Here is a 14284-nt window from a genome sequence, read left to right on the forward strand (position 1 = left end):
GCCCCAAGGGGGTCCGGGTCGACCACCGCAACCTGGCCGCCGTCACCGCCGGCTGGCGCGCCGAGTACCGGCTGGACACCGAGGCCCGGGTGCACCTGCAGATGGCCGGGACCGCCTTCGACGTCTTCTCCGGCGACCTCGCCCGGGCGCTCGGCACCGGCGGCACCCTCGTCCTGGTCGACCGCGAACTGCTCTTCGACACCGCCCGGCTGCACCGGGTGATGCGCGAGGAGGCCGTGGACTGCGGAGAGTTCGTGCCCGCCGTGGCCCGCGCCCTGCTGGCCCACTGCGAACGCGACGGCCTGCGGCTGGACTTCCTCAAGCTGGTCATCGTCGGCTCCGACTCCTGGAAGGCCGCCGAGCACCGCCGGCTGCGCGCCCTGTGCGGCGAGCGGACCCGGCTGGTCAACTCCTACGGGCTGACCGAGGCCACCGTCGACAGCACCTACTACGAGGGCGCGGCCGAGGAGCTGGAACCCGGCCGGATGGTGCCGATCGGCCGCCCCTTCCCGAACTGCGCGCTGTACATCCTCGACCCGTACGGCGAGCCCGTCCCGGCCGGCGTGCCCGGCGAGCTGTGGATCGGCGGCGCGGGCGTCGCGGCCGGCTACCCCAACGACCCCGAGCAGACCGCCGAGCGCTTCACCACCCTGGAACTGGACGGCCCGCCCGTACGGCTCTACCGCACCGGCGACCTCGGGCACTGGGACACCGCCGGCACCGCGCACCTGCTCGGCCGGATCGACAACCAGGTCAAGGTCCGCGGCCACCGGATCGAGCCGGGCGAGATCGAGGCCCACCTCACCGCCCGCCCCGAACTCGCCCAGGCCTGCGTGGCGGTCCGCCAGGACTCCTCCGGCGAGGCCGTGCTGGCCGCCTACGTCGTTCCCGCCGAGGGCACCGTGCTGGACCGCCGCGAACTGCGCCGCCACCTGGCCGAGCACCTGCCCACCGTGATGATCCCCTCCTACCTCACCGAGCTGCCCGCCCTGCCGCTCACCCCGAACGGCAAGGTCGACCTCGCCGCCCTGCCGGAGCCCAAGGCCGACACCGGCGGCGCCCAGCACGAACCGCCCGTCACCCTCTACGAGACCCGGGTCGCCGAGCACTGGCGCACCCTGCTCGGCCTGGAGGAGGTCGGCCTGCAGCACGACTTCTTCGAACTCGGCGGCAGCTCGATCCGGCTCATCGAGCTGATCCACCACCTGCAGACCGAGTTCAACATCGGCATCCCGGTCGGCCTGCTGTTCAAGGTCACCACCCTGCACGGCATGGCCCGCACGATCGAGCAGATCATCACCGGCGAGGTGGCCGGCGGACAGCCCTACCTGCGGTTCAACGCCGAGGCGACCCACGGCCGTACGGTCTTCTGCTTCCCGCCGGCCGGCGGCCACGGCCTCGTCTACCGGCAGCTCGCCGCACACCTGCCCGAGCACCGGATCGCCGCCTTCAACTACCTGACCGGCGACGACAAGACCGCCCGCTACGCGGACCTGGTCGAGGAACTGGACCCGTCCGGTCCGCACGTCCTGCTCGGCTACTCGCTCGGCGGCAACCTCGCCTTCGAAGTGGCCAAGGAGCTGGAAAGCCGGGGCCGGACGGTCGGTTCGGTGCTGCTGGTGGACGCCTACCGCGTCCTGGACGCCTTCGACCTCGGCGAGGAGCACGTGGCCGTCTTCGAACGCGAACTCCACGAACACCTGCACCGCCACACCGGCTCGCGGATCGTCGCCCGGGAGACCCTCGAACAGGCCCGGGACTACCTGGAGTTCTGCAGCCGCACCCCCAACACGGGCACCGTGCACGCCCACCTCGACGTGGTCTGCGAGCGCGAGCGGCTGAGCGTGCACGTCGGCGGCGAGGACGGCTCCTGGCACGGCGCCTCCACCACCGGCACCGCCGTCTACGCCGGCCACGGCAGCCACGCCGAGATGCTCGACGGCGAGCACGCCGCCCGCAACGCCGAACTGGCGGGCGCCATCCTCGCCGGAGGCACCGCCGATGGCCGCGGCTGACCGCGGACCGGACTGGTCCACCAGGGAGCGGGCCCCCGGCGGCCCGCCCCGGGTCATCGTGATCGGGGCCGGCCTGGCCGGCCTCGCCACCGGCTGCTACGCGCAGATGAGCGGCCTGGAGACCCGGATCTTCGAGAAGCACGTCCTGCCCGGCGGCTGCTGCACCGCCTGGTCCCGGCACGGCTACCTGTTCGACTACTGCATCGACTGGCTGATCGGCACCGCCGAGGGCACCGGCGCGCACCAGGTCTGGAGCGAACTCGGCGCCCTGGACGGCAAGTCGGTGACCCGCTTCGACACCTTCAACCGGGTCGTCGACGAACACGGCCGCGCCGTCACCTTCTACGGCGACCCGGACCGGCTGGAACGCCACCTGCTGGCCATCGCCCCCGGCGACGCCAAGCCGATCCGCGCCTTCTGCCGGGACCTGCGCCGCTTCGCCGCGATCGACCTGCCCTGGGAACTCACCCCGCCGCCGCTGCGCACCACGGCGGAGCGGCTGCGCACCCTGCGGACCGTCCTGCCCGCCTTCCGGCTGTTCTGGCGCACCGCGACCACCCCGATGAGCGGTTTCGCGGAGCGCTTCCAGGACCCGCTGCTGCGCCGGGCCTTCCCCAACATGTTCCTGCAGGAGCCCGCGGGCTTCCCGCTGCTGCCGTACCTGTACACGCTGGCCGCCGCGCACAACGGCAACGCCGGCTTCCCGCAGGGCGGTTCGCTGGGGCTGGCGCGCTCGGTGGAGGAGCGGTACACCTCGCTCGGCGGGGTGATCGGCTACCGCTGCCGGGTGGAGCGGATCCTGGTCGAGGACGGACGCGCCGTCGGTGTCGAACTCCGGGACGGATCACGGCACTTCGCCGACCACGTGGTCGCCGCCTGCGACGGCCCGACGGTGCTGGACCGGCTGCTGGAGGGCCGCTACTCCAGCCCCGCCACCGACCTGCTGTACGGCGAACTGCTCGACAAGCCGGGCAACCTGTACCCGGCCGTGGTCTCCGCCTTCGTCGGCATCGACGGCGCGCTGCCCCAGGGCGAGCCGCACAGCACCACCTACCTGCTGGCGCCCGAGGACGGCGCCCGGCTGCCCGGCTCGCTCCAGCACAGCCTGGTGGTGCAACTGCGCTCGTCCTACGCGGAGGGCTTCGCACCGCCCGGCAAGTCGGTGCTGCACTGCACCTACTTCAGCGACTACCGCTCCTGGAAGGACCTGCGGCTCCGGGACCGCAAGGCGTACCGGGCGCGCAAACAGGAGGTCGCCGCCTTCGTCCGGGGCTTCCTGGAGCGGACGTACCCCGGCCTCGGCCGGAGGATCGAACTTGTCGACGTGGCCTCCCCGGTGACCACCGAGCGCTTCACCGGCAACACCTACGGCTCCATCCTCGCCTGGCAGGCCTTCTCCGAGGCCGAGGACGCCGCCAACCGACTGGTCAACCGGGACCGGATGCGACTGCCGGGCCTCGGCGGGTTCTCCATGGCCGGGCAGTGGACCGCGCTCGGCGGGCTGATCCGGGCCGCCACCAGCGGCCGGTTCGCCGCGCAGTACCTCTGCCGGGAACTCGGCCGGCCGTTCCGGGCCTGGCCCAGCGACAACCGGGAGCCCTGGCACCCGGGCAAGTGGGGCAGCCTGCCGCAACTCGACCGGGCCACCGTGGGAGCGCCGGACACGGTCGGGGCGGACACGATCGGGGCGGACGCCGTCGGGCCGGACACCGTCGGGCCGGAAGTGGAAGCGGCGGAAGTGGGAGTTGCGGAGTGAGCGGGACGACGACCGGCAGGCGGACCATGGTCATCATCGGTGGCGGGCTCGGCGGCCTGTCCACCGGCTGCTACGCGCAGATGAACGGCTACCGCACCCGGATCCTGGAGATGCACGAGATCCCCGGCGGCTGCTGCACCGGCTGGGAGCGCGGCGAGTTCACCTTCGACTGCTGCGTCAGCTGGCTGCTGGGCAGCGGACCGGGCAACGAGATGCACCGGATCTGGCTGGAGCTCGGCGCCCTGCAGGGCAAGCAGATGCGCAACTTCGACGTGTTCAACGTGGTGCGCACCCGGGACGGCCGAGCGGTCTACTTCTACTCCGACCCGGACCGGCTGGAGGCCCACCTGCTGGATCTCGCGCCCGAGGACGCCCGGCAGATCAGGCAGTTCTGCGCCGGTCTGCGCAAGTTCCGCCTGGCACTGGCCCGTTACCCCTTCCTCAAGCCGGTCGGGCTGATGGGCCGGCGGGAGCGGTGGCGGATGCTCGCCTCCTTCCTGCCGTACTTCAACGTGATCCGGCGCTCGATCACGGTGCTGATGAGCGACTACTCGGCGCGGTTCCGCAGCCCGCTGCTGCGCGAGGCGTTCAACTTCATCCTGTACGAGAAGCACCCCAACTTCCCGGTGCTGCCGACGTACTTCCAACTCGCCTCGCACGCCGGGCAGTCGGCCGGGGTGCCGGAGGGCGGATCGCTCGGCCTGGCGCACTCGGTCGAGCAGCGCTACCGGCGGCTCGGCGGCGAGATCACGTACAACGCCAAGGTCACCGAGATCCTGGTCGAGCGGGACCGGGCGGTCGGGGTGCGGCTGAGCGACGGCCGGGAGGAGCGGGCGGACATCGTGGTGGCGGCCTGCGACGGCCGGACGACGATGCTGGACCTGCTCAAGGGCCGCTACCTGAACGACACCTACCGCCGGCTGTACACCCGGACCATCACCGAGCCCGGCATGGTCTTCCCCGGGTACCTGACCGTCTTCCTCGGCCTGCGCCGCCCCTTCCCGGCCGGCGACCCGTGCACCACCTACCTGCTGGAGGACGAGGTCGCCGCCCGCCTCACCGGGATCCGGCACCCCAGCATCAACGTCCAGTTCCGCAGCCGCCACTACCCGGAGCTGTCCCCGGCCGGGACGACCGTGGTCTACGCCAGCTACTTCTGCGACATCGCTCCCTGGCGCGCGCTGAGCACCGGGGCGGAGCAGACGCCCCGGCTGCGGCGCGGCGAGGAACTGCACACCCTGCCGGTCGGCCGGGGCCGGGAGTACCAGCGGGAGAAGCGCCGGGTGCGGGACGCGGTGATCGAGTTCCTGGACGGCCACCACCCGGGCCTCAAGGACGCGGTGGCGGTCAGGGACGTCTCCACCCCGCTCACCCAGGTCCGCTACACCGGCAACTACGACGGCACGGTGCTGGGCTGGCAGCCCTTCGTGGAGAGCGGCGAGACCCTGGAGGAGGAGATCAAGCGCAACGGGCCGGGTCTGCCGGGCCTGGCGAACTTCTACCTCTCCGGTGTGTGGGCGACCACCGGCGGCCTGATCCGGGCGGCGGCGGCCGGCCGGCACGTCGTCCAGTTCGTCTGCCGGGACGACCGCAAGCCGTTCACCGCCGAGGTGGACGACAGCGCGCCGCCGCCCACCCTGCTCATCGACCCGGTCGGACCCGTCGAGCGCCAGTTTGGAGTCACCTCGTGAGGATCGAGAAGTGGACCGTCCGGGAGCACGTGGACGGCGTGCCGGACATCGATCGGATGTACCGGAAGGTCGTGGAGGAGGTGGACGTCCGGCTCGCCGAGGACGAGATGCTGCTGCGCACCCGGTACGTCTCGGTCGACCCGTACCTGCAGGGCATCGCGCTGGACACCCCGATCGGCGACCACATGGGCGCCGACTCGGTCATGGAGGTGCTGGAGGCCGGGCCGGCCGCGCCGTTCGCGGCCGGCGACCTGGTGCAGGGCTTCGGCGGCTGGCGCAGCCACGTGATCAGCAACGGCGCGCCGAGGCTCTGGCAGACCGGCACCTTCCCGATGGTCTTCCCGGCCTTCCGCCGGCTGGACCCGGGCCACTACGACGAGGTGCTGCCGCTGTCCACCGCGCTCGGCATCCTGGGCGGGCCGGGGATGACGGCCTGGGGGACGGTCGAGAAGTTCCTGGACGTGCGCCCCGGGTCGACCGTGCTGGTCAGCGGGGCCTCCGGGGCCGTGGGTTCGCTGGTGGGGCAGCTGGCCAGGCACCGGGGCGCCCGGGTGATCGGCACCACGGCGACGCCGGAGAAGGCCGAGCGGCTGTGGGAGCTGGGCTTCGACGGGGTGGTGCTGTACCGCGACGGCGACGCGCCCGAACGGCTGGCGAAGGAGCTCGCCGAGCTGGCCCCGGACGGCGTCGACCGCTACTTCGACAGCCTCGGCGGGGTGCTGACCGACGTGGTCTTCGGCATGCTCGCGGTGGAGAGCCGGGTGGCGGTCTGCTGGCAGTGGGGGAGCCAGGTCGGCGGCGACTGGGCCGGGCCCCGGCTGCTTCCGATGATCATGTACCCGCGCACGACGATCCGCGGCATCTTCTCGCTGGAGTGGTTCACCGAGGAGAACTGGACGGCGCTGCGGCGGGACTTCGGCGCGCTGGTCCGCAGTGGGGAGTTGACGTACCAGCAGACGGTGCACCGGGGCTTCGACAGCATCCCCGCCGCGTACCGCAGCCTCTACGTGGACCGCTCGGCGAACCGGGGGAAGGTGCTGGTGGAGCTCTGAGCGGCGGCCCCGGTGTTCCGGGGCGGCGGGTTCGGTCGGGTGAGCAGCGTTTCGGTGTAGTGGTTGACTAGTGTTCTACTAGACCATAACAATTCAGGGGCAGGCCTCAACGACCGAGGAGATGCCCCGTGATCGAATTCCATGTGGACCGGACGGACAGCCTCCCGGCCTACGCGCAGCTCGTGCAGCAGGTACGGGAGGCGCTCAGGCTGGGGTTGCTGAAGCCCGGCGACCGCCTCCCGGCTGTCCGGGACGTCGTCGTCTCGTGCACGGTCAACGCCAACACCGTGCTCAAGGCCTACCGCGAGCTGGAGCACGGCGGCCTGGTCGAGGCCCGGCAGGGCTCCGGCACCTTCGTCACCGGCTCGCTCGGCGCCGTCGAACCGCACGACATGGCGCGGCTGCGCACCGGGCTCGCCCGCTGGGTCGCGGACGCCCGCGAGGCCGGGCTGGAGGACGAGGACGTCAAGGCCCTGGTGACCGCCGTGCTCGCCGAGGAACCGGCCGCCGCCGAGCGCGACACGCGCCAGGGGGCCGGGGCGTGACCGCGGCCCTGGAGGCGCGCGGGCTGACGAAGCGCTACCGCGGCGTGACCGCCCTGGACGACTGCAGCTTCTCGCTCCCGCCCGGCGGGGTGGTCGCGCTGGTCGGCGCGAACGGCGCGGGCAAGTCCACCCTGCTGGGCATCGCCGGCGGCATGCTCAAGCCCACCGCCGGGGAGTACCGGGCGGATGGCCGGGTGGTGCTGCTCTCCCAGGACAAGCCGCTCTACCGCGACTTCAGCGTCACCGACATGCTGAACTTCGGCCGCCACACCAACCACGTCTGGGACCAGGCCCGCGCGCTCGCCTGGCTGGCCCGGTTCGACATCCCGACGGCGCGGCGCTGCGACAAGCTCTCCGGCGGGCAGCAGGCACAGGTCGCGCTGGCCGTCGCGCTCGGCGCCTGCCCGTCGGTGCTCCTGCTGGACGAGCCGCTGGCCAACCTCGACCCGGTCGCCCGCAAGGCCGTCACCGGCGAACTGCTCGGCGAGGTCGCCGAGACCGGGATGACGGTGCTGTTGTCCACCCACGTCGTCGCCGAACTCGCAGGCGTGGGTGACTACTTACTGCTCCTCTCGCACGGCCGGAACATCCTGGACGGCGAGGTCGAGGACCTCCTGGCCCAGCACGTGCGGCTGACCGGCCCGCGGGCCGAACGGCCGCCCGTCGAGGGGGAGGTCGTCCACGAGAACCACACCGCCAGGCAGTCCACCTTCGTGGTGCGCACCCTGCTCGGCGCGGCGACCCCGCTTCACGCCCCCGGCTGGACCGGCCACCCCGTCACCCTGGAGGACATCGTGCTCGGCTACCTGAGGACCTCGCTCGGGGAGACCGGACGGTGAGCGCCCCGGCCGCCACCCCACTGCCCGCCGCCACCCGGCCCGCACCCGCCGGTCGGGGGCACCTGTGGCGCGGCATCCTCTGGCTCAGCTGGCGCCAGCACCGCTGGCAGCTGATCGGCGTCGCCGTCACCACCCTCGCCCTTCTGGTCTGGATGGCCGTCAACGCCGCGGACCTGCAGAGCGCACTCGACCTGTGCCACGGACCGGACTGCGCCAAGGCCGTCGCGGACGACCGGCTCGCCCGGATCAGGCACGGTGCCGACATCGCCGGCTACCAGCTGAACTTCGTGGTCCTGCTGCCCGCGATGTTCGGCATGTTCATCGGGGTGCCGCTGCTGGCCCGGGAGTACGAGCAGCGCACCCTGCTGCTCGCCTGGTCCCAGGACGTCAGCCCGCAGCAGTGGCTGTTCGGCAAGTTGGCCGTGCTCGGCACCGTCGTCGGCGGGCTGGCCGCGGCGCTCGCCGCCGAGTGCCTGCACGTCGCCCAGCTCGTCCACCTCGCCGACCGGCGGAGCCTGTTCGAGGGGACGCTCTACCAGGCGGGCGGCTGGCTGCCGCTCACGCTCGCCCTCGGCTGGGGGATGTTCGGCGTGGCGCTCGGGGCGGGACTGCGCCGGCTGCTGCCCGCGTTCGTGGCGGTGCTCGGCGCCTTCGGCGCACGCACGATGCTGATGGAGCAGCTCCGGCCGCACCTGATGGACCCGGTGACCCGGACGATCGGGCTCGGGGTGGAGCGGGGCCAGGGCGTCGACCCCTTCGCGCCGGTGGCCAACGAGCTGCTGCTGGACGGCGGCAAGGCGCCCTTCGTGGACGCGGGCGGGGCCCTCCACCCGTACAACGAGGTGATGGGGCAGTGGTGCGGCAGCGTCCCCGACGGGCGGACCGAGGCGTTCACCTCCTGCCTGCAGCAGCACGGGTTGGCCGGTATCCAGCAGAGCCTGCAGCCGGCGAGTCGGCTGGGGACCTTCCACCTGATCGAGAACGGGCTGAACCTCGGGTTGTTCGCGGTGTCCCTGGCCGTGACCTGGTGGCTGGTGCGCCGGGCCCGCACCACGGTGTAGCGGGGCGGGGGCCCTCGGTGCGGACGCCGAGGGCCCCGCGGTGAAGGGCGGCCGGCGGCCGGGCGTCAGCCGGTGATCCCGGCGGCCCGCAGGCGGCGGAGGACGGCGTCCCACTCCGGGGCGACGGGCTCGGTCCGGCGGCTGCCGACACCCAGGTCCTTGAAGCCGGTGGAGGTCGACACGCACACCACCGGGCCGTCCGAGAGGTCCGGCTCGCCGAGGCTGCGCAGTCCGGCGAGGCCGGCCGCGGCGGACAGCTCGGTCCACAGGCCGGCGCGGGCCAGCTCGCGCTGGGCGTCGGCGAGGCGGCGGTCGTCCAGGGTCAGCGCCCGGCCACCGCTCTCCCGGACGGCGACCACCCCGCGGTAGCCGCTCACCGGGGAGGCGATCGAATAGGCGTTGCTAGGACCCACCGTCACCCGGGCGGCCGGGAGGCCCTGCTCGACGGCTCGGGCCAGCGGACCGGAGGCCGCCGCCTCGCAGGAGTGGATGCGCGGCACCCGGTCCGTCAGGCCCAGGCGGCGCAGTTCGGCGAAGCCCTTCCAGACGCCGAAGAGCAGCTCGCCGTACCCGGTGGGGACGAACACCGCGCTGGGCACGCCGACGTCCTGGAAGATCTCGTACGCGACGGTCTTGTAGCCCTCGGGGCCGTACGCGTGCCCGGTGTGGGTGGTGGTCAGGTTGCTGACCGGGTGCAGGCCGAGCCGGTCGACCACCTGGCGCAGCAACGGCCAGCGCGCCTCCCACGGCACCGGGAGCACCACCGCGCCGTAGGCGTTGAGGAAGGCGTCGACGTTCGGGGGGACGTCGGGGCCGGTGAACACGACGCAGCGCAGCCCGGCGCGGGCGGCGTAGGCCGCGGCCGAGGCGCCGTGGTTGCCGGAGGACGCGACCGCGATGCCGGGCGCGCCGACGCCCACGGCGGCACCGGTGGTGCAGCGGTTCAGCCGGTCCTTGTGGCTCCACGTGGGGTTGCGCGACTCGTCCTTGACGTACACCCCGGGTTCGATCTCGACCAGCGGCGTGGCGCCCTCGCCCAGGCCCGGCGCGAGCAGCGGCGGCAGCAGCGGGGCCCAGCGCTCCAGGCCGCCGCGGGTCGGGGCGGGCGCGAACAGGCTCGCCGGGTCGGCCTTGTCGTAGGCGTAGTCGACCTCGACGGGGTAGGAGACGTCCTCGGTGCCGGTGCGGGGGCAGCCCGCGGTGAGCGGGGGCCAGAGCGGGTAGTCGAGGTCGGGGTCGCCGAGGGAGCGCTGGCCGGTCGCGAGGGAGTCTGTTGTTGCCATGTCAGGAGACTAGCCGGGCGGTGGGCGACCGGTCCGGCGGTTTGCCGGGCTGCCGCCCCGAGGTCGACGGGCTCCCGGTGGTGCCGACGGGCTCCCGCGGTGGTCACTGCTTCTGGCGGACGGCGGAGATGTCGAACTCCAGGACCACCTTGTCGCCGACCAGGACGCCGCCGCCCTCCAGCGCCGCGTTCCAGGTGACGCCGTACTCCTTGCGGCTGATGGTCACCGAGCCCTCCAGGCCCACCCGCAGGTTGCCGTAGGGGTCGACGGCGTTGCCGGTGTACTCGAAGTCGATGGCGACCGGGCGGGTGGTCTCCTTGATGGTGAGGTCGCCGGTGACGCGGTACTCGGTCTCGGAGCGCGCCTCGATCGAGCTGGTACGGAAGGTGATGTCGGGGAAGTTCGGCGCGTCCAGGAAGTCGTTGGTGCGCAGGTGCTGGTCGCGCTGCTCGACGCCGGTGTCGATGCTCTCGGCCTTGATCACCAGCTGGGCGGTCGAGCGGGTCGGGTCCGCGCCGTCGAGGTGGGCGGTGCCCTCGAACTTGTGGAACGCACCGCGGACCTTGGTCACCATGGCGTGCCGGGCGACGAAGCCGATCCGGGTGTGGGTGGGATCGAGGACGTAGTCGCCGGTGAGGTCGGAGAGGTTGGCGGTCATGGTCGGTGTGCCTCCTGGTACGGGTGTCGGACCCGGCCCGGGGGTGGTCGGGCGGTCCCCGGACCACGCTAGGGGCAGTCCTCGGGCGTCGCCCGTCGGGTTGGGCGGGTCGGGCCTAAGCGGGGCGCGGGGAGGGAAGGAACCCCGGGACACGCGGGACACCGGAAGCCGAGCGCGGACAGGGAGTCGGGATGGACAGCGGGATCGGGGCCATGGTCGAGGCGGTTCGGGCGGCGAGGACGAAGATCAGGGAGGACGCGCTGCCGAAGGCCCGGGAGGGCGGGCGGGACCTGGTGCCGGCTGCGGAGGAGGCGGCGCTGCTGCGTGCGATCGCCGAACTGGTCGACACCGTGGGGGAGTTGGTCGATGGGACCGCCGGTCGGCTGACCACCAGCGCCACCCGGAGGACCTACGTGGACGCGCGCAATCGGCTGCGCCGCGAGGCGAACAACCTGAAGGGTGACGCGGAGGTCGCCGCCGCGCGGGCGAAGTGACGGCCGCCGGCGCCCCGGCGAGGGGCACCGGCGGCCGTCCGGTGGCTCAGCGGTGGCCGGGGAACTGCACCACCTGCTGGTAGGTGGGCCGGTTCTGCCAGGTGGTCTTGGCGTCCGTCACGCCGCCCAGCGGGCGCTGGATGATCGTGTCGGCGCACCACTGGTCGCCGGCCGAGCAGTCCGGGTCGCCCGGGTAGACCTGGGCCGGGGTCTGGGCTGCCGCGCGCTTGAGGGTGTCCAGCAGGACGCCCCGGCAGGCGGTGAGGTCGCCGCCGCCGCAGAACGGGCGGGCCAGCGGGCCCTTGACCTGGTCGCCGAGGACGGCGCGCAGGTCCTTGTCGAGGTAGCTCCACCAGCCGTACTGGAAGGAGGAACCCTTGTGCGGGATGCCCTCGTTGGCGCTCACCGGGCCGCCGCCGGGGCCGGTCTGCCCGCCGGAGGGTGACTCGTTGATCTGCAGGGCGCCGGTCAGCGCGGTGAACAGCTGGTCGCCGAGGCCGGGCCGCATGACGCCCTCGGCGACCAGCGGCCACCAGGCGTCGAGTACCCGAATCGCGGTCGCGTCCGCATAGGTGTGGCTGCCGGGAGTGGTCTCCTTCCGCCGGGCGCCGTCGGCGAGCCAGGCCTCCAGTTGCTGGAGGGCGGTGAGGGTGGCCGGGTCGGTGACCGGCGCGCTGCGCAGCACCCGGATCAGGTCGGGCAGCACGTCCTCGGCCCGCAGGTCGGCGAGCGCGGCGCTCTCCATGGCCTGGGTGAGGGAGACCCGGCTGACCTTGCCGCCGCCCTGCAGCAGCGCTTTGACCCGGTCGTCGAGCAGGTTGCCGCGGTGCACCGAGCCGTTGCCGAAGCCGGCCGAGGTGTAGCCGTCCGCCTGCTTGTTGTTCCAGGAGACGTAGTAGTCCTGGTCCACGGACTGCGGGTGCTCGGCGGCCGGGGTGTACCGGGCGGTGTTGGCGGCGGGGTCGAAGTCCGCCCACTCGTAGGCGGGTTCGGCGCGCACGGGCAGTCCGGCGTCGACGCCCGGGGCGCGCACCGGGTTGCTGCCGGAGTTGTAGTACGCGATGTCGCGGGAGTCGGCGTAGAACCAGTTGAAGGTGTAGTTGATGTCCTGCGCGGCCCGCTGGAAGCTTGCCGGGTCGTGCACCGCGCCGGGGTCGTTGAGCTCCTGGAAGCCGATGATGGAGTCGGCCTCGTGGCGGTAGGTGGAGCGCAGCGAGGTGAAGGCGACGGGCGCGCCGCCGACCGTGCCGCGGGCGGTCACCAGGCCGTACTTCGACCGGTACATCACCAGGGTGTAGGAGCCGGCCGCGGTGGAGTCCGCGGTGGTCGGGTTCCAGGCGTTCTTGCGCTCCAGCCGGTCGAAGGGCACGCACTGGCCGTGCCAGAGGTAGGAGTTCGCGGCCGTGGTGACCGGCGAGCCGTCGGTGGTGCAGAGCGGGACGGCGTAGCTGTCGGTGATGTCCTGGCCGGCCGAGGTGGCGCTCCAGGCGTAGTCCTGGCCGCGGCCGAGCTGCACGTAGAAGCTCAGGCCGGCGAAGGCGGCGCCGCGCGCGCTGATGCCGGGGCCCTGGATCTCCTCCAGCATCAGCAGCTGCGGGGCGAAGTAGCCGGTCTGCGGGCCGAACACGGCGACGGGGTGGCCGTCGTCGGTGTGCGCGCCGGAGACCAGCAGAGCGTTGGACATGCCGTGCTTGGCGGTGAGCAGGTTCCCGGGCAGGACGCCGTCGGCCTTGGTGGCCGCGGTGCCGGCGGACCCGGTGGCGTCGTAGATCATCCGCTCGGGCACCACCGAGCCGGGGTCTGGCAGTGCCTCGCCCTGCGGCCGGTCGGGGACGGTCGCGTACGGGAAGCTCTGCCCGTCGTGCAGGGTCTGGACGGCCTCGGGGTCGTCGGACTCGCGCAGCGACTTCCAGAGCGCGTCCCCGGCGTCCTTGCCGTAGCGGGCCTCGGCGGCCGACTTGACCTGGGCGGAGGCGAGTTCGTTGCCGCCGCCGGAGCCGAACAGGGCGCCGACCACGGAGGCGAGGGCGACCAGGTCGGTCAGTTTGAACGGCTCGATCGACCCGGCGTTGGTGATCGGGTCGATGTGCCCGGTCAGGTCGTACTCGCCGGGGAAGGTGCGGGCGTTGTAGGACTCCTTGGCGTACTGGTTGATGCCGTCGAGGTAGGCGTTGGCGTCGGTGAGGGCCTGGGTGGCCCGGCCGCCGCGGGCGGCGATGGCGTCGATCTGCTGCTGCAGCTCGGCCTCGGTGTACGGCGCGGCCTGCCAGAAGCTCTGCTCCAGCTGACGGTTGGCGGCGGCGCCGCCGGCGAAGCCGGACAGCTGGCCGCGGCCGACGTGCCGGAAGAGGTCCATCACCCAGAGCCGGTCCTGGGCGGCGGCGTAGCCCGCGCCGAACTCGGTGCCGTAGCGGGTGGTGCCGCTGATGTGCGGGACGCCGGTGGCCTTGTCGCGCACGATGGTGACGTCCGGGCGGGGGTTGGTGGTGCTCGCGACCTGGTCGGCGGGGACGCCGAAGGAGGCGTCGTTGAAGAAGTCGCGGAGCTTGGCCTCGGTGAGGCCGGGGTAGCCGGAGACGAGCGCGGCGTAGGGGCCGAGCTGGTCGTCGGTGTGGGCGGGGCGGGTGCCGAACATCCGGTTGAGCAGGATGTCGGCGAGGGTGGCGTTGCCGTTCTCGCCGGGCGGCAGGATGTCGGCGCAGTGGCCGCCGCAGTAGTCGCCGACGGCGGCGGTCGGCGCGGTCGGCGCGGTGGGGGCGGCGGCAGCGGTGGGGGCGGTGGTCAGGGCGGCGGTGGCGAGCAGGGCCGACGCGAGGGCGGCGGCTGCCTGGGACCGGAAGGGGTGTCGGAGGGGGTGGGGGCGTAGGCGCAAGGCGGACTCCTCCGTCGA

General features: G+C 73.0%; 11 protein-coding genes. 8 read left to right on the forward strand and 3 right to left on the reverse strand.

What is annotated here, in order from left to right; translation table 11 throughout:
• The 7 genes from ABTY56_RS32535 to ABTY56_RS32565 form a co-directional block, all read left to right on the forward strand.
• On the forward strand, positions 1-2015 hold a 2015-nt coding region (locus tag ABTY56_RS32535; RefSeq protein ID WP_350632965.1), incomplete at its 5' end, for an AMP-binding protein.
• Positions 2002-3771, forward strand: coding sequence for a phytoene desaturase family protein (locus ABTY56_RS32540; RefSeq protein WP_350632966.1), 1770 nt, complete (start codon positions 2002-2004; stop codon positions 3769-3771). The genes ABTY56_RS32535 and ABTY56_RS32540, both read left to right, overlap by 14 nt.
• 26 nt (positions 3772-3797) lie before the next feature.
• Positions 3798-5462: a phytoene desaturase family protein gene (locus ABTY56_RS32545; RefSeq protein ID WP_350633007.1), complete on the forward strand. Its 1665-nt coding sequence runs from the start codon at positions 3798-3800 to the stop codon at positions 5460-5462.
• Positions 5459-6514 (forward strand): MDR family NADP-dependent oxidoreductase, encoded by a 1056-nt coding sequence (locus ABTY56_RS32550; RefSeq protein WP_350632967.1) that lies wholly within the window; start codon positions 5459-5461, stop codon positions 6512-6514. Before ABTY56_RS32545 ends, ABTY56_RS32550 begins: the two co-directional genes overlap by 4 nt.
• A 128-nt stretch (positions 6515-6642) precedes the next feature.
• Positions 6643-7059: a GntR family transcriptional regulator gene (locus tag ABTY56_RS32555; RefSeq protein ID WP_350632968.1), complete on the forward strand. Its 417-nt coding sequence runs from the start codon at positions 6643-6645 to the stop codon at positions 7057-7059.
• Positions 7056-7898 carry an ABC transporter ATP-binding protein gene (locus ABTY56_RS32560; protein WP_350632969.1) on the forward strand — a complete coding sequence of 281 codons (843 nt, stop codon included), beginning with the start codon at positions 7056-7058 and terminating at the stop codon, positions 7896-7898. The genes ABTY56_RS32555 and ABTY56_RS32560 overlap by 4 nt, the downstream gene beginning before the upstream one ends.
• Entirely contained in the window at positions 7895-8959 is a 1065-nt protein-coding gene (locus ABTY56_RS32565; protein ID WP_350632970.1) for an ABC-2 membrane transporter-related protein, read from the forward strand. The genes ABTY56_RS32560 and ABTY56_RS32565 overlap by 4 nt, the downstream gene beginning before the upstream one ends.
• 65 nt (positions 8960-9024) lie before the next feature.
• On the opposite strand, the gene ABTY56_RS32570 is transcribed toward ABTY56_RS32565, so the two are convergent.
• Both ABTY56_RS32570 and ABTY56_RS32575 read right to left on the reverse strand, forming a co-directional pair.
• Complete coding sequence (locus tag ABTY56_RS32570) at positions 9025-10242, reverse strand: threonine synthase (protein WP_350632971.1); 1218 nt, start codon at positions 10240-10242, stop codon at positions 9025-9027.
• A gap of 103 nt (positions 10243-10345) precedes the next feature.
• Positions 10346-10900: a YceI family protein gene (locus ABTY56_RS32575; RefSeq protein WP_350632972.1), complete on the reverse strand. Its 555-nt coding sequence runs from the start codon at positions 10898-10900 to the stop codon at positions 10346-10348.
• A 191-nt stretch (positions 10901-11091) separates the two neighbouring features.
• Here ABTY56_RS32575 and ABTY56_RS32580 point away from each other — a divergent pair, with 191 nt between their 5' ends.
• Positions 11092-11394 (forward strand): hypothetical protein, encoded by a 303-nt coding sequence (locus ABTY56_RS32580; protein WP_350632973.1) that lies wholly within the window; start codon positions 11092-11094, stop codon positions 11392-11394.
• Between the two features lie 46 nt (positions 11395-11440).
• Here ABTY56_RS32580 and ABTY56_RS32585 read toward each other — a convergent pair whose 3' ends face one another.
• Positions 11441-14266, reverse strand: coding sequence for a penicillin acylase family protein (locus ABTY56_RS32585; RefSeq protein WP_502893233.1), 2826 nt, complete (start codon positions 14264-14266; stop codon positions 11441-11443).
• Between the last annotated feature and the right edge of the window lie 18 nt (positions 14267-14284).

Origin of the sequence: Kitasatospora sp. NPDC097691 (genome assembly GCF_040302665.1) — a bacterium.
In the GTDB taxonomy this organism is placed as follows: Bacteria; Actinomycetota; Actinomycetes; order Streptomycetales; family Streptomycetaceae; genus Kitasatospora.

Bases quoted from the DNA above. Each gene is read 5' to 3' on its own strand.
- ABTY56_RS32540 (WP_350632966.1), top strand. From the start codon at position 2,002: ATGGCCGCGGCTGACCGCGGACCGGACTGGTCCACCAGGGAGCGGGCC.
- ABTY56_RS32545 (WP_350633007.1), top strand. From the start codon at position 3,798: ATGGTCATCATCGGTGGCGGGCTCGGCGGCCTGTCCACCGGCTGCTAC.
- ABTY56_RS32570 (WP_350632971.1), bottom strand. From the start codon at position 10,242: ATGGCAACAACAGACTCCCTCGCGACCGGCCAGCGCTCCCTCGGCGAC.
- ABTY56_RS32575 (WP_350632972.1), bottom strand. From the start codon at position 10,900: ATGACCGCCAACCTCTCCGACCTCACCGGCGACTACGTCCTCGATCCC.
- ABTY56_RS32580 (WP_350632973.1), top strand. From the start codon at position 11,092: ATGGACAGCGGGATCGGGGCCATGGTCGAGGCGGTTCGGGCGGCGAGG.